This window comes from Peribacillus sp. NPDC096540, from assembly GCF_050278525.1.
Taxonomy (GTDB): Bacteria; Bacillota; Bacilli; order Bacillales; family DSM-1321; genus Peribacillus.
Map to the genome: position 1 here is coordinate 219,581 of NZ_JBNNTG010000005.1, position 22,092 is coordinate 241,672.

Here is a 22,092-nt window from a genome sequence, read left to right on the forward strand (position 1 = left end):
AAGTACGAATGAAGCCATGTGTTTTAACACACTCTATAATCACAAGGAGGTGAAAAACACATGGCAAACAACAACAGCTCAAACGAATTATTGGTACCTGGAGTAGAACAAGCTCTAGAACAAATGAAATACGAAATTGCTACAGAATTCGGCGTACAACTTGGTGCCGACACAACATCTCGCGCTAACGGTTCAGTTGGTGGAGAAATCACAAAACGCCTTGTTCAAATGGCTGAACAACAATTAGGCGGAGGATACAAACGATAATTTAATAAATATGGCTACAGAGAGCGGGTTCCTAACCCGCTCTCTTTATTTATTTGTAAAAATACATAGATATATTAGAGAAGTATCTTGTATAATGAGTAGGTACTAAGAGTTCATAATTGGAGGGGAAGAAAATGAAACGTGAAGATTTATTAGCTCCGGAACATTACAACTTAGTGAGTGAAATGGAACATTTTGCAAAAAATCCAGAAAAAGTTGCTGTCCTTTGGGAAAGTGAATCCGGAGACAAAAAACAACTTACATATGAGAACTTATTAAAAAGTGCAAATAAAATCGGAAATGCCTTCCAGAAAAAAGGGCTTGGGAAAGGTGATACCGTCCTTATCATCATCCCACGTTTAGTAGAAGCTTATCAAGTGTATTTAGCCGCTTTGAAAATCGGCATGATTGTCATTCCATGTTCTGAAATGCTCCGTGCGAAGGATTTGGAGTTTCGAATCAATCACGGTGATGTAAAAGGAATTGTTAGTTATCATGAATACACTCATGAATTTGATGAAGTACAGGGAACGGAAAGCCTTCTTAAATTCTCAATCGGAAAACAAATGGAGAATTGGATTGATTTGAATGAGCTTGCTGACGCGGAATCTGATCAGCTGCCTATGGCAGCTACAAAGAGTGAGGATATGGCATTCTTATCGTATACTTCCGGAACAACGGGAAATCCAAAAGGAGTCGTCCACACACATGGATGGGCGTTTGCCCATTTGAAAACGTCTGCAGCAAACTGGTTGGGCATTAGTGATGGAGATGTGGTTTGGGCAACGGCAGGACCTGGGTGGCAAAAATGGATTTGGAGTCCGTTTTTAGCTGTTCTAGGTACAGGAGCAACCGGCCTTGCTTATCACGGGAAGTTTGAAGCGAAAAAATATCTACAGTTGTTGCAGGACTATAAAGTGAATGCGCTATGCTGTACACCAACAGAGTACCGTTTGATGGCCAAAGTTGATAACCTTGACGACTATAATCTATCCGACCTTCATAGTGCTGTATCAGCGGGGGAACCTTTAAACCAAAAAGTGTATGAAGTTTTTAAAAATCATTTTCATATCGAAGTCCGCGACGGATATGGACAAACTGAGAACACACTGTTGGTAGGTGTAACAAAAGGCATGGAAATTAAACTGGGCTCAATGGGCAAACCAACTCCGGGCAACCAAGTAGAAATCATTGATGATTCCGGTAAGCCTTGTCCTCCTGGTGTGGTAGGGGATATTGCAGTGCATGTAAATACACCTGCTCTCTTTAAAGAATATTTTAAGGATCCAGAGCGAACAGCAAAGCAGTTCCGTGGTGACTACTATATAACTGGCGATCAAGCGAAAATGGATGAAGAAGGCTATTTCTGGTTTGAAGGTCGTTCTGACGATATCATCATCAGCTCGGGATATACCATTGGACCATTTGAAGTAGAAGATGCACTCGTTAAGCATCCATATGTGAAAGAGTGTGCTGTTATAGCCAGTCCTGATGAAATACGCGGAAATGTGGTTAAAGCGTACATCGTGTTAATAGATGAAATTGATCCTAACAGCCCAGACTTGATCAAGACATTGCAAAAGCATGTAAAAGAATTGACAGCGCCATATAAATATCCTAGGAAGATTGAATTTTTAAAAGAACTTCCTAAAACGACTTCGGGCAAAATCAAACGAGTAGATTTAAGGAAAAGAGAAGAGGCACTTCTTAATAATTAAATTAAAGCCATACCGTCAGCCCTCCGGCTGGCGTTTTTTTAAATAACAGAGGATTTTTCAAAATCAAAAATATGGGAATTCATGAAATGAGATGGTACACTTACTGCATATATACGAAACATTTAATAAGGAGTGTAAAACGGGGATGGGAACTTTATGGTTCAATGGGTCGATTTATACGATGATAAAAGAAAAAGATCGAGTGGAGGCACTCTTCACTGACAATGGTGTGATCGTTGATACTGGGAGACTTGCATATATAAATGAAAAATATGCTGACAATATTTCCAGGGAAATCGACTTAAAAGGACAAACTATGCTGCCGGGGTTAGTAGATAGTCACCTTCATTTGGTTGGGCATGGTGAACGATTGCTCCGTTTAGACCTTTCTTTGATGAATAGCCGGGAGTCCATCATGAGTTCCGTAAAGAAAAAGTGCGAAATAACACCAGCTGGAAAGTGGATTGTTGCTGAGGGCTGGAATGAAAATGAATGGCCTAGTTCTGAATTGATCCTACGAGATGAACTAGATGCCATATCTACAGAGCATCCAATCGTATTAAAACGCGTATGCCGTCATGCCCTGGTCGTTAATTCTCGTGCCCTATTAGAAGCAGGGATTACAGAAGAAATAGAAGAACCGTCAGGCGGAGTGATTTGCCGTTATCAGGATGGACGTCTAAATGGTTTGTTTAAAGAAAATCAGGCCCAGAACCTCGTGTTAGACCGTCTTCCCGGCATAGACCAGGACTATATCGAAAACGCGCTTACAGAGGCCATACAAGACGCATATAAGCTTGGTTTGACCGGTGGGCATACAGAGGATCTCTTTTACTACAATGGTTTCATTCCGACTTATCAGGCGTTTAAATCGGTCATTGAGGGACAAAACATGACCTTTCGGGCCAATTTACTCGTTCATCACCAAGCATTTGAAGAGATGCTGGCATCCGGTGGGCGGTATCAAGAAGGGACTCGATATATTAAATTCGATAGCATGAAGATATTTACCGATGGCTCATTAGGAGGACATACGGCCCTGTTGAGCGAGCCTTATGAAGATCAAAAGGATACGAATGGTGTGGCTATTTTCACTGAAAAGGAACTGCAGGAATTAGTGCAAAAAGCACGTCAGGCTGATATGCCGATTGCTGTTCATGCCATTGGTGATCTCGCATTTGAATATGTCCTGAATGCGATTGAAGCTTTTCCACCTAAAAAGGGTCTTCGGGACCGACTCATACATGCACAGATTGTTCGTCCAGAACTCTTGGAGCGGGCTGCAAAACTACCGGTCATCTTTGATATTCAACCAGGTTTCGTACCTTCTGATTTTCCGTGGGTGGAAGAAAAGGTTTCAGCAAAATTATTGGAATCCTCATATGCCTGGAAAACGTATTTGAAGCTGGGGATCATTTGTGCGGGAGGGTCAGATGCACCGATTGAACCATTAAATCCAATTTTGGGGATTCATGCAGCTGTTACAAGGCGAAAGATTAACAGTGATGATGGGACAGTGTACGGCATGGATGAAAGGCTTTCTGTTTATGACGCTTTCGCGCTTTATACAAAAGGCAGTGCGGCTGCGATTGGTCTTGAAAACCAGCGAGGTCAGATCATAAAGGGGTACGACGCCGATTTTACCGTGTTTAACCGGGATGTCTTAGCTATAGATCCAGATGAGCTTCTGAAAGTGGAAGCGGTCATGACGGTCATTGACGACCGAATAATGTATGATAAAAAATAACAGTTGCAAAACATGGAATAGATAAGCAAAATATTAATAGGATTTCGATAAAGGAATGAAATTAGAAAGAAGGCAGGTTATGAAAGTAAATGAACAAAAAGAAGGGGCGATATATGCCGCCCTTTCTTATTTAATGTGGGGAGTTGTACCAATTTACTGGAAGTTCCTTCAGGGAGTTGGTGCAATAGAGATTTTAGCTCAGCGGGTGTTATGGTCTTTCGTCTTCATGCTTGTTTTATTGATGTTTATGAAAAAATGGCATGCATTTCTGGATTATGTCAAAAACATAATGAGAAACCCAAAATTATTCGCCGCATTGCTTACGGCATCACTGCTTGTTACAGCTAATTGGGGAGTGTTCATTTGGGCTGTTAATTCAGGCCGAATTCTCGACACGAGCCTCGGCTATTATATCAATCCGCTAGTCAGTGTTTTATTGGGAGTAATAGTCTTAAAGGAAAAATTGAGCGGGGCACAGATTGTGTCGTTCCTGCTCGCCGGAATCGGTGTATTGATACTTGGTATTCATTTCGGTACGATCCCATGGGTCTCTCTAGCCTTAGCCATGACATTTGGGTTATATGGTCTAGCAAAAAAAATGATCAAGGCCGAATCAGCAATCGGGCTGACACTCGAAACGATGATGATAACCCCTCTTGCTCTGGGTTACTTGATATATTTGATGTACCAAACCGAATCACAATTTTTAACCTCAGGGAGCACAAGCTTGCTGTTAATTGGCGGTGGTGTTGTCACAGCCCTACCACTATTATATTTTGCAAAAGGGGCAGAAAAGATACCGTTATCGATGCTTGGCATTTTTCAGTATATTGCTCCAACCTTAACCTTGTTAATCGGGGTATTCGTCTATCATGAAAGTTTTACAAAAGCACATCTTTTAGCCTTTTTATTCATTTGGTCTGCCTTAGTGGTTTATACGCTTTCCATTACAAAATGGGGTAAGGCAGGGGCCCGTAGGTTTAAAGAAAAAAGAAATTTTGGTGCATAAATAGAAAAAAACGCTTGGGGAAATCCATCTCCCAAGCGTTTTTTTTATAGTGATACTCATCAGTGAAGGTCGAGTTTCAAAAGCTATTAAATGGAGATTCAAAATCTATATCTTCAATATGAAAATTCTATTTTTCTTTAAAGAGAAACTGTTAATGCTACGAAAGATAAGTTATCGAGCCTATTTCAGAAACAATCATATTCGATAGGCACTCAGATACGGGGTTATTACGGAGGGTATTTTGCTTGAATTGTTTATAGTGGGAACTATTTATTCGTATAATATGCTGTGTTAGGAACGCTGATATGCTGGCATTCCCTTTTCTATTGCTATTTAATTCATTGATGATTCCTTGTTGATCTGTAATCCCAATCCCATGGCCATAAAAGAGGTTTTCTTCAAGGAATATCGCATTTTCCCCTTGCCATTCTGGAGTGGCAGGGTCGTAATCTGGGTTTTTGAAGTAAACACAGTCGCCTGGTACATAATCTGTCCCTTCATGTATTCTAATAATCAGATTCTGCGGATAGTGCCAGTCATAAAGAGTAAGGCCTGAAAAAAGACGGTCAAAATTCTTAGGACCAGCCGAATCTAAAATAGCTTTTAAAAAAACAATGACTATCGCTGTCGCGCATTCGAAAGCGTAAAGACTTCCGTTTATGAAAATATCTTCAAGTGCTACATGAGGGGGTACCCTTTGCTTAAGTTCGAAGGCCCCATCTTTTGTAAGTCGCCAATATTGTTCATTGCATACAGAATCCTCGAGTGATGTAAATTCAGGATTACTCTTATCTAACGAAACGGCAGCTTGAATGACTTGCAGCCTCATCTCTAGATCAAATTTAAGATCTTCCATTGTCTTATATACAAAAATATTAGGATATCTCCACATTAAATGGAGAATTTCTAATGCTTTTTCAGATAATATACCTGGTTGGATTTGACTGACATCTAACCATTTTTGATTAATTTTTATCATAATCATATCCACCTCTTGGTCACAAAATTAAATGATTAATACAAGTAGGTCAAGAACTAGCTACAGTGTAATAATTATTATATGAGTTGTTGAACAATACTGATCAAATTAATTCCTATTACTGAGGATGATCAGAATGGCCAATCGTTAGAAGAAGCAAATTAGTATTCCCTTTTCTGTATGAATTGATATAATGAGAGAGAAAAGTTCATATGTGCAAGAAATGTAGGGGGGCCGGTATTGCTGGCTGAGATTGTGTCCTTTAGATGCTGACTCTTTGAACCTGATCTGGATGATGCCAGCGGAGGGAACATATTATGACTGACTTTCTGTTTTGTATGTTAACGTCCGAATTCATCCTCGGGCGTTTTTTTGTTTTTTTTATCTGTTATTTGGATGTGGCCTGGCGCCCAATATAGTTTCGGCATATGGATCTTATATAAAGTGTAGGAGGAAAAAATAGTGAAAATAGTGAATAAATTTTTACCACTGTTAACTTTGTTCTTCCTTTTAGCTGGATGTGGCACTACTGAAAAGGAAGAATCAGCTAAAAATGAAGACAATAAAGAATTAAAAAAGGTTTCGGTTGTACTCGATTGGACACCTAATACAAACCATACAGGATTGTATGTAGCGAAGGAAAAAGGGTATTTTAAAGAACAAGGCCTGGATGTAGAAATTATCATGCCAGGTGAAGCGGGAGCTGATAAGCTTGTGGCTTCAGGGAAATCAGAATTTGGCGTGAGCTACCAGGAGGGCATTACACAGGCCCGCGTGCAAGGTGTGCCGATTGTTTCGCTAGCTGCTGTCATCCAGCATAATACCTCTGGATTCGCTTCTCCTGTGGCTAAAAATATTAAAACACCTAAGGATTTTGAAGGGAAAACGTATGGTGGCTGGGGGTCTCCAGTTGAAAAGGCCATCATCGAATCTCTCATGAAAAAAGAAAATGCGGATGTAAATAAAGTGGAAATAGTAAATACAGGCGACTCGGATTTTTTCACTTCAGTGAAAAGAGATATTGATTTCGCTTGGATTTATTATGGGTGGACAGGCGTTGAGGCTGAATTGCGAAATGAAAAGGTGAATATGGTTTACTTAACCGATTACTCAGATAAGCTCGATTACTATACACCTGTTTTGACCACAAATGAAAAGATGATTAAAGAGGATCCCGATACGGTTAAAGCATTCGTTGAGGCAGCTTCGAAAGGGTACCAGTTCGCTATTAAGAATCCGGATGATGCAGCAGACATTTTAATCAAGGCTGCACCAGATCTAGATACAAAGCTAGTAAAGAAAAGCCAGAAGTGGCTTGCATCTAAGTATCAGGATGATGCTCCGCGATGGGGTGAACAAAAGCTTGAAATTTGGAAGAATTATAGTGAGTGGATGACTGAAAATAATCTTCTTGAAGGTGATTTCGATCCGGAGAAAGCATTTACCAATGAATTTTTACCAAAATAGGAGGAACTACAATGGCAAACTCATTAATTAGTATACAAATTATTCCTAAAGGGGAAAATGTCATCCCTTTAGTCGATGAAGCGATTAAAATCATAGATGAATCAGGTGTCAAGTACGAGGTGCACCCTCTTGAAACAACAATGGAAGGTGAGCTTTCGGAGCTTCTGGCGGTTATAGAAAAAATGAATGTGAGAATGATTGAAATAGGTTCGCCGAACGTCATATCCCAAGTGAAAATATTGTATCAGCCTAGCGGGATCACGATGGATACGTTAACGGAGAAATATCGGCCATGAGCGGAAGAAAGATTTGGAAGAAGGGGGCTCCCTTCTTTCTTTTATTATTGTTGCTAATAGTATGGGAGTTAGCAACAGGCTTATTAAAGGTTGAAAAATGGCTACTCCCTGCTCCATCTGCCATTTTTATCGAAGGAATAGAGTCGTTTCACAGCCTTTTTGGACACCTTATATCAACTACTAACCTTGCATTATCGGGTTTTTTTATTGGAAGCTGTATTGGCTTAGTAATTGCGGCTCTCTTACACCTTTTTCCTGGTGTGAAAGATGCTGTTTATCCGCTTCTCATACTATCACAAAATATTCCTATCATCGTTTTGGCACCGCTTCTAGTGATTTGGTTTGGCTTTGGTATGCTGCCTAAGTTGATAGTGATTTCTCTCGTATGTTTTTTTCCGCTTGCTGTTGCTTCATTGGACGGTTTTCGCCAGACTCCATATGAACTTAAGCATTATTTCAAGATGATGGGAGCGGGGAAAATGCAACTTTTTTGGAAGCTGGAACTTCCTCACTCGATTCCGTTCATTTTCTCTGGCCTGAAAATTTCGGCCACATACAGTGTAATGGGCGCGGTTATTTCGGAATGGCTTGGGGCTAAATCGGGGATAGGTGTTTACATGACGCTCGCATCCTCTTCATTTAGGACAGATCGGGTGTTTGTTGCCATTTTTATCATTATGGGACTGAGCCTTCTCTTTTTTGGAATCATTACCTTACTTGAAAAATACTTTGTTTCATGGAAGAGAAAGGAGGGTGAAAAGGATGAAGCTGCAAATTAAAGATGTCTCTATTTCTTTCGATGGTAAACAGAATATTTTAGAGAATATAAATTTCCATGTGGATGATGGAGAGTTTGTAACAATCCTTGGGCCATCTGGTAGCGGTAAAAGTACATTGTTCCACTTAATCGGGGGCATTTTGAAGCCGCATCAAGGCATCATTTCACTGGACAGTAAAAAAATAAATGGCTTAAAGGGTCATATCAGTTATATGCCTCAGCAGCCATCCCTTTTACCTTGGAGAACGGTATTAGAAAATGTTTTGCTTGGAAGCGAGCTTGCGGGTGTTAAAGACAAAGAGATGGCAAAGGCTCTATTGATGAAAGCCGGATTAGAAGAGTACGAGAAAGCATATCCGCACGAATTATCTGGCGGCATGAAGCAAAGAGCTGCGTTTATTCGAAGTATATTAAGCCCACAGGAATTGATGTGCCTTGACGAACCTTTTTCTGCCTTGGATGAACTGACAAGATTGCAAATGCAAAAATGGCTGATGTCTGTTTGGGAAGAAAATCGGAGGTCGGTGCTTTTTGTTACGCATAGCATTGATGAAGCGGTATTTCTTTCCGATAGAATATATGTGTTATCAGCAAAACCAGCAACTGTCATCAAAGAAATTGTAGTTCCATTTCCAAGGCCAAGAAGTGAGGAACAGCTTCTTAGTGATGAATTTTTCAAATTGAAGAGAGAATTATATGCCGCACTAAAGCCAACTTTTACTACTTAATTCAGGAGGGGATATAAAATGAAAATCATCGACAGCCATATCCATTTGGATAAGTATGATGAAAGTAAGCAGATGCAGATTCTCTCTGATATGGAAAAGGAACATGTGGAATCCTTGCTAACTGTTTCCATGAATTTGACCTCTTCCATAAAAAATTATCAGCTTTCCATCAAAGATTCACGTATTAAGCCTGCCTTTGGTTTTCATCCTGAGCAGTCCCTCCCGAGTGAAGAAGAAGTGACTGATTTATTGAATTGGATGCGGGAACATAGGGACAATATGTTTGCAGTAGGTGAGGTAGGGCTGCCATATTACTTAAGGCAAGAAAATCCCAGTATTGATACGTCAAAGTACATAGAGATACTTGAGAGATTCCTTGCTTTTGCGAAAGAGTTTGAAAAACCAGTCGTTCTTCATGCGGTTTATGATGATGCGCCTATTGTTTGTGACCTATTAGAGAAAAATCAAATTACAAAGGTCCATTTTCATTGGTTTAAAGGTGATATCAAGACAGTAGAAAGAATGGTAAAAAACGGGTACCACATTTCCATCACACCTGATGTTTGTTACGAAGAAGAAATACAGGAGTTAGTTTCGATTTATCCGCTTAAGCTGATGATGATTGAAACAGATGGCCCATGGCTGTTTGAAAAAATTTTTGAAGCAAAATGGACGCATCCAGGCATGATGCATTACAGCGCGTGTCAAATTGCTTCAATTAAAAACTTACCAATTGAGTTTGTGTATGAAACCCTTTATCGGAATACGAAAGATTTTTATAATATATAGGTACCAGCATCTTGAATAATTTGGATAATTTATAAAAAGGTCCGTTTTACTTTTTCCCAAAAGGAGTTGTCTTTCAGCTTAACGGTTTTGATGACTTTACCGCTTAATCGGACCTTGACTTTTTCGACATAGCTAATGCTCAAGGCTTCATTGTCCAAGCCGATGATTGGATAGCTTGGCCCGTTTTGTTCAAGGTGAACAGTCAATGTTTTATCGCTGCTTAGGATGAATGAAGAACCCAAGGTCCGATAGGTATTGTTATTGATTGAAGCTAGCTCGCTTACCTGAAAGCATGGGAGAAGTGGGTCCACAATGGCCCCATTGACCGATTTATTATAGGCGGTACTACCGGTCGGTGTTGCTATAATGATTCCGTCCCCGCGGAAGGTTTCAAAATGGATTTGATCAATGAAAATATCCATGATGAACGTTTTGATGATAGAAGTGCGGATACTTAGTTCGTTGAGGGCATAAAAGGAAGGTTGGTCATCTAGTTGAATATCAATAGTTGGATATTTTCGCACCTCGATTTGCTCTCTTGTCATGGCATCAACCATTTTGTTTGTATCTTCTAGGTGGAAATCGCAATACAAATTCAGATTACCTGTAGTGGAAACCCCAGCATATAAACAATCTTCTCTGAATCCGGTTTTGCGGACTGCCTGTAAAAAGGTGCCGTCATCACCAATACTTACGATAATATTGGCTTTTGTGGAGTCTTGAACGATTTCATATGAATGTTGCTTTGCCAACTCGGCTAGACGTTCGACCTTGTTCAGCATCTCTGCATTTGAAGCATGGAAAAAATAAATATTCTTTCGAGTGTTCATCATGATCCCCCTAGTATGTATAGTGATGAAAGGGCTTTCTTTTTTCTATATATGAGAAAGCCGAAATTACAAAGTATATCTTCGCATTTCCAATTAGAGGATTATTTGCTACAATTTTATATGTCTTAGTTTATCATGGATTGAAACATTTTTGTATTTAGTTCGTATGGTAAGAAGGATACATATATTTAAGGGGGAACACAGATGAATGGAAAGCGTTGGGCAGCACTTGGAATCGCAGCCGGTTTATTTTTTGTCTCTATTCTTGTAGGGACGGCTACGACTGTATTTACAGCGGATACGGAAAATATCATTGATGGATTATTTGCTTCCGAAAGTGCATTTTACGAGGAAGTCATAGAAGGCGATGATTTTTCTAATGTTATTGCAGTATTCGATGTAGACGGAACGATTCAGGATACAGGAGAAGCTTCATTACTAAGTTCAGCAACATATAATCACCGTGCCTTCATGGATAAGCTAAAGATGGCAGAGGAAAATGATGATATCAAAGGAATCATACTAAGGGTGAATTCTCCTGGCGGCGGTGTCGTCGAAAGTGCAGAGATCTATGACAAGATCCTTGATATTAAAAAAGTGAAAAAACCTGTCTATGTTTCTATGGGGTCAATGGCGGCTTCCGGCGGATATTATATTTCTGCACCAGCCGATAAAATTTACGCTAGCCCAGAAACGATGACAGGTTCACTAGGTGTCATCATGCAGGGGTATAATTACGAGAAGTTAGCCAAGAAGTATGGTGTTGAGTTCGAAACCATCAAAAGCGGACCACACAAAGATATTATGAGTCCAACTCGGGAAATGACTGGAGATGAACGCGAAATTCTCCAAGATATGATTGATAATTCTTATGATCAATTTGTTAAAATCATTGCCGACGGACGCGGTATGACAGAGAATGAAGTACGCAAAATTGCTGATGGCCGCATTTATGATGGGCGTCAGGCTAAAGAAAACCATTTAATAGATGATTTCGGCCATTTGGATGATGTAATTGCCGCGATGAAAACGGATATCGGTAAAAAAGATGCTCAAGTTATCCGTTATACTGATGAGGCAGGTTTCGGTTCATTATTCAGTATGGGAGCGCAAAAAATGTTGGGAAATGATGTGGAAACGGCAGTCTTGACAAAAATCCTTTCCTCTTCAAATTCTCCACGCTTAATGTATTTGTATGCGGAATAGGGGGGCTGAAGGATGACGGAACGAAATGAAAACAATGAACAAATCGCTTCATCCAATCCAATGGCAGATCAAGAGGTTCCCGTTCAGCAGGAATTTACGCCAGCCAAGCAGGCCGTGGATGATGGCGAAGTCAAGAGAGTGCATTTTGCTGGATTTTGGATGAGATTTTGGGCCTATTTAGCTGATCTGTTGGTTATCGGAAGTTTGAATCGGATTTTGATTCATCCCATCTTCAAGTTTTATGAAGGGACGGATGATCTCTGGTTTTCCGCAGAAGGCTTCTTAACAGGGATCGTATTCTTCTTATACTTTGTTTTGATGACCAAATTCTTGAACCAAACCCTTGGTAAGATGATTTTTGGACTGAAAGTCGTTACATTGAAGGAAGAGACAAAAACCATTTCTTGGGGTACAGTATTGTTCAGGGAACTTATTGGCCGCTATATTTCAAAAGTCACGTGGGTTGGCTATGTATTAGTGGGCCTTTTACCAAAGAAACAGGCTTTGCATGATGTCTTTGCAGACACAAGTGTTGTTTTAGTTAGAAGATAATTTGTTTTATTAATGAACCTGTAGGAGCGTAATTTTCGCTTTTGCAGGTTTATTTTTTTTTGCCTAAGCCGATAATGATAGGCTGAAAGGGCGTGGATGTATGAAGTGGCTTTTGTTGATTTTGACTATCCTCATTGTGGTGCTGCTTCTTCTTGTATTTACGAAAATAAGAGTGCACATTGAATTAAAGCGTGTTCATAAAAATGACCTAATTCATATAAAAGTATCGGCTTGGTATGGACTTTTTCATTATACCTTCAAGGTACCGATCATCAAGAAGGACGATGACTTGGGATCGATGGTAGTTAAGAAAGAAAAAGGAATGAAAGAAGAAACTAAAAAAGAAGAAATAAATAAAATGACACCGGAAAATTTACAGGATGGATTGGCTGACATGAAGACATTGCTTCAACATATAGTAGATTTTCATCGGGTCATCCGTCATTTCTTAGGTAAAGTTCAAGTTATAGAATTTGCCTGGCATAGTATTGTCGGTACTAAAAATGCCGCACACACCGGGGTTATAACAGGAGGTTGCTGGGCACTTAAAGGTTCTATCATTGGCTTATTAACAACCTATTTAAATTTTAAAATCATGCCCTCTTATTCAATTACACCAGACTTTCAGCGGAAGCAGGCCAATACGTCGATTTCCTGCATATTACAATTTAGAATCGGGCAAGCTATGGTGACTGGAATAAAACTGCTTCGATACTGGAAAGGCGGAAGAGCAAAGTTTAAGTCTAAGAAATTAGCGAAGCTGTCAGGTGATTCCAACAAACAATCGTTTTAGAGTGGAGGAATTTAGATGTCAGATCATCCGATTCAAGGGTTGATGAAAGAGGCAATGGAAAATCTAAAAGAAATGGTCGATGTGAATACGATTATTGGAGATCCGGTGGAAACTCCAGATGGTAGTGTCATATTAACTGTATCCAAAGTTGGGTTTGGGTTTGCAGCTGGAGGTAGCGAATTTGTGATTGACGGAAATCATCAAGACCAGCAGGGTGGTTCCAAGCAGCCATTTGGAGGCGGTAGCGGTGGTGGAGTATCCATTACACCGATTGCATTTCTGATTGTCGGTTCACATGGCGTGAAAATGATTCATCTAGATGAAGGGACGCATCTTCTTGAAAAAATGATGGATTTAGCGCCACAGGTAGTCGAAAAGATTCAGTCCATGCTTTCTAAAAATCAAAAGCAAGGCAGCAGAGAACAATCTGCAAGGCAAAATCAAGAACCTAAACAGCATTTAGATTTCTAACCAGAGACTCGGCATCTGCCGAGTTTTCTTTTTGCTGATATTTTACTAAATCATCGAAGGGCTTTGAACGTTTAGAATTAAACGACCTAGGGACTTTTACATTTTACATTTTCCAATTCAATTAATTGCAAAATTCCGGTAAAACAAATATTATTAGGTTTGTACATAAAGCAGAAAAAGGAGGAATTTTTAATGGCTTCAGTTACATTTAAAAACAACCCGGTCACTTTAGTCGGACCAGAACTAAAAGTTGGGGACAAAGCTCCTGATTTTACCGTATTGGCTAATGATTTATCACCGGTTACATTAAGCGACTCTAAAGGTTCTGTCCGCATTATCAGTGTAGTTCCATCTGTCGATACAGGTGTATGTGATGCACAAACACGTAAATTCAATGAAGAAGCGGCAAAATTGGATAATGTGAAAGTACTGACGATCAGTAACGATCTTCCTTTCGCACAAAAACGCTGGTGTGCTGCAAGTGGATTGGACAATGTCCAAGTACTTTCCGATCACCGCGACCTTTCATTCGGTGAAGCTTACGGTGTCGTTATGCAAGAACTTCGTCTATTGGCGCGCTCTGTATTCGTTGTGAACAGCAATGATGAAATCACATTTGTAGAATATGTTAGTGAGGGTACAACTCATCCAAATTACGAAGGTGCAATCGAAGCAGCTAAAGCAGCAAAATAAGATACAAATTCTTAGAAACCGGGCGCAATGTGCCCGGTTTTTTGTTTTAAAGTTTAAAAGAAGGAAATAGTTCATTGGTTATTAAATTCTAACCATCCAAGCGAAATCACAAAGATAATCCATAGAACAGTAAGTATGCCGTATAGGAAAATAAAAACATAAAATCCCCACTTTAGAATCTTTTTTATTATCATTAAAAAAATACCAACTCCCTAGTCATCAACACTATTAAATTAACATATTTACCTTATATTTACTCACGATTGGGAATTTTTTAAAAAGGATGGCTTGCGAGATTCCTTATATGCGGACTTTCAAAAAGGAAAACAAGTACGTTAAACAAACGAAGAATGATAAGCAGGACGTACGACTTGTATCTCTTTCTTCTTACCTATAAAATAGGGACAGAAGCAAACAGGAGGAATTAATAAGTGAAGTCTACCCCAGTTGAACAATTATTTTATGAATTTGATGAAACAGCCCAAATATTGCAAAGTGAACTATCATGTACGTATCTAGATGCATTAGGAGAAACCGGAGAGAATTTCTTCCAAGGGAAAGTACTGCAAGAGGAAATTAGTGAAGTATCGAAGAAAAGGTTAGCAAAGCAATATGCAGATTTTTCACCGGAGAAATATGAAAAGGAAGCCATTCGCAAGGCGTACCAGCTAGCTATATTAAAAGGTATGCAGCAGAGCGTACAGCCGAATCATCATATGACGCCGGATGCAGTTGGGATGTTTGTCAGCTATTTAGTCGGTAAATTTACGAAAAATCAAAAAGAGTTAGTCATGCTCGATCCTGCCGTCGGAACGGGTAACTTACTATTTGCGATTTTGAACCAACTTACGGACAAAACCATTGCGTCATATGGCGTCGAGATTGATGAAACCTTGATTAGGCTTGCTTATGCAGGTGCTAATCTACAAGAACACCCGCTGCAATTTTTCAATCAGGACAGCTTGGAGCCGCTTTTCATTGATCCTTCAGATGTTGTGGTCAGTGACTTGCCGATTGGTTATTACCCGAATGATGTTCGTGCAACTGAATATGAGTTGAAGGCTGAAAACGGGCATTCTTATGCACATCATTTATTTATCGAGCAAAGTGTTAAGCATGTGAAGGATGGCGGATATTTATTCTTCATCGTTCCGAATAACTTATTTGTCTCGGAAGAAGCGTCTAAGCTCAATGATTATTTGAAAAAACATACACATACCCAAGGGATGGTTCAGCTACCGCTTTCCATGTTTAAAAATGAAGCGGCTGCGAAAAGCATTCTTATTCTTCAAAAGAAAAATGAGGGTATCGAAGCACCGAAGAAGGCTCTGCTCGTACAACTTCCGAAGTTATCGGATTTCGAAGCGACAAGGTCTGTCATGCAACAGATGGATGATTGGTTTAAAGAGGAAAAATAGATAATAAAAGCTGGTGCCATAGGCATTGGCTTTTATTTTTTGGGAAAAGTGATTATTTTAAATTTTTAAATTTTTATTGGTTGTATCCGCTTACCATGATAAGATTATACAATATACTGCACGTTTCGTAGTGATGATCATAGGAATTATAGACTAGCTTAGAGTAAAGGAGCAGGATGGATGTCTAAAATTATGGCTATTAATGCAGGCAGCTCTTCTTTGAAGTTTCAGCTTTTTGAGATGCCGAGTGAACAAGTAATTACAAAAGGTCTTGTAGAAAGGATCGGCTTGAAAAATTCCACTTTTACTTTAAGCGTTGAAGGCAAAAAGGTTTCTGAAACGCTGCACATACCCAACCATGAAGTAGCTGTCGGGCTTTTATTAGAAAAACTGATTCACCATCGCATTATTGGCTCATTTGAAGAGATAGATGGTGTAGGGCATCGTGTAGTGCATGGTGGTGAGGTATTTAGTGACTCAGTCTTGATTACAGAGGATGTAATAGAGGAGATTGAGAAGCTGTCAGATTTAGCTCCCCTTCATAATCCTGCTAATAGCACTGGAATCAAGGCATTCCGGCAAATACTCAGCGAAGTTCCAGCAGTTGCGGTATTCGACACTGCTTTTCATCAAACGATGTCAGCAGGTTCATATATGTATAGCTTACCGTTTGAATATTATGAAAAATACGGAATCAGGAAGTATGGGTTCCATGGTACTTCACATAAATATGTGTCCCAGCGTGCCGCTGAACTGATTGGCCGGCCTATTGAACAGCTCCGCTTAATATCCTGCCATTTAGGAAATGGTGCAAGCATTACGGCTATTAAGGGCGGAAAGTCGATTGATACATCGATGGGGTTTACTCCATTGGCCGGTGTTACAATGGGGACGCGTTCAGGCAACATTGACCCTGCATTGATTCCTTATATCATGGAGAAAACAGGGAAAACTGCTGATGAAGTGCTGGATGTCTTGAATAAGAAAAGCGGTATTCTAGCTCTTTCTGGCTTTTCAAGCGATTTACGCGACATCCAAGTGGAAGCGGATAAAGGCAATGAGCGTGCTGAACTCGCACTTGAAGTGTTTGCTGATCGGATCCATAAGTACATTGGTTCCTATACAGCGAAAATGGGCGGTGTGGACGGTATCATTTTTACAGCGGGTATCGGTGAAAACAGTCAAACCATTCGGGGAAGAATCTTGGATGGCCTCGAATTTATGGGCGTATACTGGGATGAGGATCTCAATCGTACCCTGGGTGAGGAAGCATTTATCAATGCACCGTATTCCCCGGTGAAAGTAATGGTCATTCCGACCAATGAAGAAATCATGATTGTTAGAGATACTATGAAAATAGCTTTGAGTGAAAGCTTCGAAAACGTGACTTCTTGTATCAAATAATAGAAAATCTCCTTACCTATTAATTTTTCAGGTAAGGAGATTTTTCGTTGATTGCAATCAACTTATGTGCGAAAAGATGATTCAATAGATTTGAATCCAATCCTCATATGTCACCATTCGTAGTATCTTTTTAATATCTTTTCAGTTAACATATTCGGAATTTCGTGAGCACCGAATCCTTATCCCAATCAGCTAAAGGGTATCTGCACTTCCTTTTCTTATTCTTGAAAAGTCTTCCTATGGTATAATTAAGGGAGAATCCACCAATTCTGTACATAGGAGGCTTGATGCATGGAATTCACGAATCGGGAAATAACAATTTGGAATGAAATTAGTGAATGGCAGGAAAACCTTTATCAATATGAGCCAACAGACCTGGCAGCATTGTATGATAAATGGCTAGAGCAGGGTTTTTCACTGCTCCCAGAAAACGTCCAACAGCAGTTTTTCGAAAAGCTTGATACCTGGCTTTTTCATTTGCATGCCATGGTTCAGAGCTCACAAGTTCAAATAGATGCAAGAGAGCAGATTTTAGCATCAGCACGGATGTTTAATGAAGAGATCGAGACACTTAGTGACCTGAATCTCTTGACGATCGATCAGTTGAATTACATAGCGAATCAGCTTATTGCTAAGCACCGCTTATATTCTTTTGCACAAGGCGGAATAAGCGGATCCGGAGGGCTACTTTTACTTGGGAGTGATATCCCAGCCATGACGGTCATCAATGTCAGGACCGTACAGTTGATTGCGATGTCCTATGGTTTTGAGGTGAATACGCCCTTTGAAATGATGCTGGCATTAAAGGTATTTAATGCAGGAGCAATGCCGAAGAGGCTTCAAGGAACAGCTTGGGAAGAATTGGTTCGGGAAGTTCAAACTGCAGAAGATGACTATTTTTATTTAGGAATTGAAGAACTTACAAATCCGACCTGGATGGAACAGCCACTGAAGCAGCTGCTGAAGGCCGTATCCATTACTATTTTTCGAAAAAAACTAGTTCGGGGCATCCCAATTATCAGCATGGCCATCGGGGCTGGGTCCAATTATCAAATGACCCGCAATGTAAGTGAATTTGCCCAGAAGTTCTATCAGTATCGGTATTTACAGGAAAAGAAGGCTGATGAAGAATGAGTGTCAAGGAACACAAAAAAGCCATCACGGAGGCGCTTCGCTGTAAGGTGATAACCGTTAGTGATACACGTAATAAAGAGACTGATAAAAGCGGCGCTCTGATAATCGAATTATTGAAATTAAATGGGCATGAAGTGACGGATTATGAAATTGTCAAAGATGAGCGTGGAGCGATACAAGGGGCGGTTACAGCCGGCTGCGAAAACAACCAAGTCGATATCATCTTAACTAATGGAGGCACTGGAATCGCCAAAAGAGATGTAACAATCGAGGCAGTTAAAGAATTGATGACAAAAGAAATCCCTGGTTTTGGCGAATTGTTCCGGATGCTTAGTTATCAAGAGGACATTGGTTCGGCGGCCATTTTATCGAGGGCCATTGCAGGAGTAGTGAACAACAAAGCAGTTTTTTCCACCCCTGGATCTTCGGGTGCGGTTCGGCTGGCGATGAATAAATTGATTCTACCAGAATTGGGACATGTCGTAGGTGAACTTCGGAAGGATATATAAGAAAAATGCAAAAAAGCCTCAGCTCTCAAAACTGTGGCTTTTTTGCATGGAATAAGCCTTAATTATGCATCTTTTCACTCACGGCTTGATTGGCGCGATACCAAAGCCATAAGTCATTGATGATAGAAGCAAGTTCGGCAATTTCAGAATTGAGCTGGCAGGATAATACGAAATTACTTTCATCGGAGAGTTGTAGCTGTTTCATGTCTATGAAGGATTCTAGTTCCTTAATGCGATCTGGGATGTTGCCCCGGATATTTTCCCAGTGCACGAGTATTTGCTGTTGCTCGCTTTTCGTATATTCATCCCACTCCCGGGACAGGTCAGGAATGGAGATGCCAAGCCGTTCATCATACGTAAATAGCTCTTTCATATTTCCTCCCCTTTTCGAGTTTTCATACTTCTAGTTTACTATATTTTAGCGGATGCATCCATTGTGTGAAGGGCCTTAAAATATTAACAAATTATTTAACAGAATCTTTAAAATACCCCTTGTATTCCATTTGTAAAAATGATAAAGTACTAATCATAGATTGAATAAAAATAAAAATGAATGAATTTTTATTCACACGAAAGGGACGATAAAATATGGGAAATCAAAAAGTTGTTTTAGCATATTCCGGAGGACTAGATACTTCCGTTGCAATTAAATGGTTACAAGATCAAGGATACGAAGTTGTGGCATGTTGCTTGGATGTCGGTGAAGGGAAAGATTTAGATTTCATTAAAGAAAAAGCAATCACTGTTGGTGCAGTAAGTTCATATGTGATTGATGCGAAAGATGAATTCGCTGATGAATTCGCATTAACGGCTCTTCAAGCCCATACATTATATGAAGGAAAATATCCATTAGTATCAGCTCTATCACGTCCACTAATCGCTAAGAAACTAGTGGAAGTGGCTGAAGCAGAAAATGCGGTAGCAGTTGCGCACGGTTGTACGGGAAAAGGAAATGACCAAGTGCGTTTCGAAGTATCCATCTCGGCTTTAAACCCTAATTTAAAAGTTCTTGCACCTGTTCGTGACTGGAAATGGTCTCGTGAAGAGGAAATTGAATATGCAGCGAAAAATGGCATCCCGGTTCCAATCGGCTTAGCAAGTCCATTCTCGATTGACCAAAACCTTTGGGGAAGAAGTAACGAATGCGGAATCCTAGAAGACCCATGGGCAGCTCCACCAGAAGAGGCTTATGATCTGACAACAAGCCTTGAAAATACGCCAGATACTGCTGACATCATTGAAATTGGTTTTGAACAAGGTGTACCGGTTACATTGAATAACAAAAATTATAAATTAGCTGACTTGATTGTTGAATTAAATCAAATCGCTGGTAAACACGGGGTCGGACGTATCGATCACGTAGAAAATAGATTAGTAGGAATCAAATCTCGTGAAGTATACGAAGCTCCAGGTGCTATGACATTAATCGCTGCGCATAAAGAGCTTGAAGATATCACACTTGTAAAAGAATTAGCTCACTTCAAACCAGTAATCGAGAAGAAAATGACTGAATTAATTTATGAAGGTCTTTGGTTCTCACCACTTCAAAAAGCATTGGCTGCTTTCTTGAAAGAAACGCAAGTGAATGTAACGGGTACAGTTCGTGTGAAACTTTTCAAAGGACATGCGATTGTTGAAGGAAGAAAATCTGAGTACTCTCTATATGACGAAAAATTAGCAACCTATACAAAAGCGGACGAATTCGATCATGATGCAGCAGTAGGATTCATTAAATTATGGGGACTTCCAACGAAAGTGAACAGCATGGTCAATAACAAGAAGGTGACAGTGTGAGCAGTAAGCTTTGGGGAGGAAGATTCACAAAATCTGCAGAAGAATGGGTAGACGAGTTTGGAGCATCTATTTCCTTTGACCAGGAACTTGTCCTTGAAGATCTTCAAGGTAGTCTTGCTCATGTAACCATGTTAAAGCAGTGCAGCATTTTACCTGAAGAAGATGCAGATCAGATTATTTCAGGTCTGAAAAGTTTACAGGAAAAAGCAGAAAAGGGCGAATTAACTTTTAAGGTTGAGATGGAGGATATCCATCTTAACCTAGAAAGTATGCTTATTAACGAAATTGGACCAGTTGGCGGAAAGCTGCATACAGGCAGAAGCCGTAATGACCAAGTTGCAACAGATCTTCATTTATACATGCGTAACCAAACGAAAGTCATTGTGGAACTCATTAATGACTTGCAAGAAGCGATTTTAGAGCAAGCTAAGAAAAATGTGGAAACACTTATTCCAGGTTATACACATTTACAACGGGCACAGCCGATTTCATTTGCACATCATTTAATGGCTTATTTTTGGATGCTTGAGCGGGATAAGCAGCGCTTTACAGAAAGCTTCAAAAGAATAAATATTTCACCATTGGGTGCAGGGGCTCTTGCTGGGACAACTTTCCCTATTGACCGCGCTCTAAGTGCCGAGCTACTGGGCTTTGATGGCATTTATGAAAACAGTCTGGATGCTGTAAGTGACCGTGACTTTGCCATTGAATTCATGAGTAACAGTGCGACTATGATGATGCATTTATCTCGCTTCAGCGAAGAAATCATTCTTTGGTCAAGCCAGGAATTCCAATTCGTAGAATTAGACGATGCGTTCTCTACAGGAAGCAGCATCATGCCACAAAAGAAAAATCCTGATATGGCGGAATTGATTCGTGGTAAAACAGGACGTGTTTATGGGAATTTAACAGGGTTATTAACTGTATTAAAAGGACTGCCTCTTGCTTATAACAAAGATATGCAAGAAGATAAAGAAGGCGTTTTTGATACGGTTAAAACTACTGTTGGCTCACTTAAAATTTTTGCTGGCATGATTTCGACAATGAAAGTGAAAACAGATGTCATGGAAAAAGCAACAAGAAATGACTTTTCTAATGCAACGGAATTGGCCGATTACCTTGCTTCAAAAGGTATGCCTTTCCGTAGAGCACATGAAGTTGTTGGCAAACTTGTATTATTCTGTGTTCAAAATGGCTGCTATTTGGTAGACCTTAGCATAGAACAATTTAAGGAAGCTTCGGAGTTGTTTGAAAATGATATTTATGATGCATTAAATCCTTACGAAGCAGTTAAACGTCGTAACAGCGCGGGTGGTACAGGCTTTGCACAAGTACAGCTGGCGATTGAAAAAGCGGAAAAACTGGTTAGTAAATAACATGCAAAAAAGCTCGCTCACCAATTTCGGTGAACGAGCTTCAGACTGTAGACAAACTCGATGAAAATCGAGTTTGTCTACAGTTTTTTTGAGGGTTTTAAAAATCCGAACGTTGATTGGAACGTAGGGAACTC

The 22,092-nt window shown here is 39.9% G+C and carries 23 protein-coding genes and 1 riboswitch; of the genes, 20 read left to right on the top strand and 3 right to left on the bottom strand.

From position 1 onward, the window contains the following. The first annotated feature begins 60 nt into the window (after positions 1-60). The 4 genes from ACQKMR_RS07830 to rarD all read left to right on the top strand — a co-directional run bounded on the left by ACQKMR_RS07830 (position 61) and on the right by rarD (position 4,741). On the top strand, positions 61-267 hold the full coding sequence (locus tag ACQKMR_RS07830; protein WP_053347308.1) for an alpha/beta-type small acid-soluble spore protein: 207 nt from the start codon (positions 61-63) through the stop codon (positions 265-267). Between the two features lie 134 nt (positions 268-401). Continuing rightward, a complete protein-coding gene (gene mbcS / locus ACQKMR_RS07835) occupies positions 402-1,985 on the top strand; it encodes an acyl-CoA synthetase MbcS (RefSeq protein WP_427696783.1) in 1,584 nt (527 codons plus the stop codon). 145 nt (positions 1,986-2,130) lie between these two features. After that, positions 2,131-3,732 (top strand): amidohydrolase, encoded by a 1,602-nt coding sequence (locus ACQKMR_RS07840; protein WP_427696784.1) that lies wholly within the window; start codon positions 2,131-2,133, stop codon positions 3,730-3,732. Positions 3,733-3,811: 79 nt separating this feature from the next. Further along, complete coding sequence (gene rarD, locus ACQKMR_RS07845; protein ID WP_427696785.1) at positions 3,812-4,741, top strand: EamA family transporter RarD; 930 nt, start codon at positions 3,812-3,814, stop codon at positions 4,739-4,741. A gap of 157 nt (positions 4,742-4,898) precedes the next feature. Here the strand turns inward: rarD and ACQKMR_RS07850 are convergent, their stop codons facing one another. Further along, the gene (locus ACQKMR_RS07850) at positions 4,899-5,720 is read right to left on the bottom strand and encodes a protein-glutamine gamma-glutamyltransferase (RefSeq protein ID WP_427696786.1); all 822 of its coding nucleotides are present in this window, start codon (positions 5,718-5,720) and stop codon (positions 4,899-4,901) included. A gap of 217 nt (positions 5,721-5,937) precedes the next feature. After that, positions 5,938-6,047, top strand: a riboswitch (TPP riboswitch). Between the two features lie 144 nt (positions 6,048-6,191). Between ACQKMR_RS07850 and ACQKMR_RS07855 the strand changes: the two genes are divergently transcribed. The 5 genes from ACQKMR_RS07855 to ACQKMR_RS07875 are packed head-to-tail and all read left to right on the top strand — an operon-like array spanning position 6,192 to position 9,778. Further along, positions 6,192-7,187, top strand: a complete 996-nt coding sequence (locus tag ACQKMR_RS07855) for an ABC transporter substrate-binding protein (protein ID WP_427696811.1) — start codon at positions 6,192-6,194, stop codon at positions 7,185-7,187. A gap of 11 nt (positions 7,188-7,198) precedes the next feature. Beyond that, positions 7,199-7,483: a thiamine-binding protein gene (locus ACQKMR_RS07860; RefSeq protein WP_053347303.1), complete on the top strand. Its 285-nt coding sequence runs from the start codon at positions 7,199-7,201 to the stop codon at positions 7,481-7,483. Next, positions 7,480-8,262 carry an ABC transporter permease gene (locus ACQKMR_RS07865; protein ID WP_427696787.1) on the top strand — a complete coding sequence of 261 codons (783 nt, stop codon included), beginning with the start codon at positions 7,480-7,482 and terminating at the stop codon, positions 8,260-8,262. Before ACQKMR_RS07860 ends, ACQKMR_RS07865 begins: the two co-directional genes overlap by 4 nt. Continuing rightward, positions 8,246-8,989, top strand: a complete 744-nt coding sequence (locus tag ACQKMR_RS07870; RefSeq protein ID WP_427696788.1) for an ABC transporter ATP-binding protein — start codon at positions 8,246-8,248, stop codon at positions 8,987-8,989. Before ACQKMR_RS07865 ends, ACQKMR_RS07870 begins: the two co-directional genes overlap by 17 nt. Before the next feature lie 18 nt (positions 8,990-9,007). After that, positions 9,008-9,778 (top strand): TatD family hydrolase, encoded by a 771-nt coding sequence (locus ACQKMR_RS07875; protein WP_427696789.1) that lies wholly within the window; start codon positions 9,008-9,010, stop codon positions 9,776-9,778. A gap of 29 nt (positions 9,779-9,807) precedes the next feature. On the opposite strand, the gene ACQKMR_RS07880 is transcribed toward ACQKMR_RS07875, so the two are convergent. Next, a complete protein-coding gene (locus ACQKMR_RS07880) occupies positions 9,808-10,608 on the bottom strand; it encodes an NAD kinase (protein ID WP_427696790.1) in 801 nt (266 codons plus the stop codon). Positions 10,609-10,812: 204 nt separating this feature from the next. On the opposite strand from ACQKMR_RS07880, the gene sppA reads away from it, so the two are divergent. The 9 genes from sppA to ACQKMR_RS07925 all read left to right on the top strand — a co-directional run bounded on the left by sppA (position 10,813) and on the right by ACQKMR_RS07925 (position 18,788). Beyond that, the gene (gene sppA / locus ACQKMR_RS07885) at positions 10,813-11,814 is read left to right on the top strand and encodes a signal peptide peptidase SppA (RefSeq protein ID WP_427696791.1); all 1,002 of its coding nucleotides are present in this window, start codon (positions 10,813-10,815) and stop codon (positions 11,812-11,814) included. 12 nt (positions 11,815-11,826) lie between these two features. Then, entirely contained in the window at positions 11,827-12,366 is a 540-nt protein-coding gene (locus tag ACQKMR_RS07890) for an RDD family protein (RefSeq protein WP_427696792.1), read from the top strand. 100 nt (positions 12,367-12,466) lie between these two features. After that, positions 12,467-13,159 carry a DUF2953 domain-containing protein gene (locus ACQKMR_RS07895; RefSeq protein WP_427696793.1) on the top strand — a complete coding sequence of 231 codons (693 nt, stop codon included), beginning with the start codon at positions 12,467-12,469 and terminating at the stop codon, positions 13,157-13,159. 15 nt (positions 13,160-13,174) lie between these two features. Beyond that, positions 13,175-13,630 (top strand): GerW family sporulation protein, encoded by a 456-nt coding sequence (gene ytfJ / locus ACQKMR_RS07900; RefSeq protein ID WP_427696794.1) that lies wholly within the window; start codon positions 13,175-13,177, stop codon positions 13,628-13,630. A 192-nt stretch (positions 13,631-13,822) separates the two neighbouring features. Continuing rightward, positions 13,823-14,323 (top strand): thiol peroxidase, encoded by a 501-nt coding sequence (tpx, locus tag ACQKMR_RS07905; protein ID WP_053347295.1) that lies wholly within the window; start codon positions 13,823-13,825, stop codon positions 14,321-14,323. Positions 14,324-14,754: 431 nt separating this feature from the next. Further along, positions 14,755-15,741: a class I SAM-dependent methyltransferase gene (locus tag ACQKMR_RS07910; RefSeq protein ID WP_427696795.1), complete on the top strand. Its 987-nt coding sequence runs from the start codon at positions 14,755-14,757 to the stop codon at positions 15,739-15,741. 180 nt (positions 15,742-15,921) lie between these two features. After that, positions 15,922-17,145 carry an acetate kinase gene (locus ACQKMR_RS07915; protein WP_427696796.1) on the top strand — a complete coding sequence of 408 codons (1,224 nt, stop codon included), beginning with the start codon at positions 15,922-15,924 and terminating at the stop codon, positions 17,143-17,145. A 291-nt stretch (positions 17,146-17,436) separates the two neighbouring features. Next, entirely contained in the window at positions 17,437-18,279 is an 843-nt protein-coding gene (locus ACQKMR_RS07920) for an EcsC family protein (RefSeq protein ID WP_427696797.1), read from the top strand. Beyond that, positions 18,276-18,788 carry a MogA/MoaB family molybdenum cofactor biosynthesis protein gene (locus ACQKMR_RS07925; protein ID WP_427696798.1) on the top strand — a complete coding sequence of 171 codons (513 nt, stop codon included), beginning with the start codon at positions 18,276-18,278 and terminating at the stop codon, positions 18,786-18,788. Before ACQKMR_RS07920 ends, ACQKMR_RS07925 begins: the two co-directional genes overlap by 4 nt. 58 nt (positions 18,789-18,846) lie before the next feature. Here ACQKMR_RS07925 and ACQKMR_RS07930 read toward each other — a convergent pair whose 3' ends face one another. Continuing rightward, positions 18,847-19,161, bottom strand: a complete 315-nt coding sequence (locus ACQKMR_RS07930; RefSeq protein WP_427696799.1) for a hypothetical protein — start codon at positions 19,159-19,161, stop codon at positions 18,847-18,849. A gap of 215 nt (positions 19,162-19,376) precedes the next feature. Between ACQKMR_RS07930 and ACQKMR_RS07935 the strand changes: the two genes are divergently transcribed. Then, the gene (locus ACQKMR_RS07935; protein WP_427696800.1) at positions 19,377-20,582 is read left to right on the top strand and encodes an argininosuccinate synthase; all 1,206 of its coding nucleotides are present in this window, start codon (positions 19,377-19,379) and stop codon (positions 20,580-20,582) included. After that, a complete protein-coding gene (argH, locus tag ACQKMR_RS07940; RefSeq protein ID WP_427696801.1) occupies positions 20,579-21,958 on the top strand; it encodes an argininosuccinate lyase in 1,380 nt (459 codons plus the stop codon). The genes ACQKMR_RS07935 and argH overlap by 4 nt, the downstream gene beginning before the upstream one ends. The last annotated feature ends 134 nt before the right edge of the window (positions 21,959-22,092 follow it).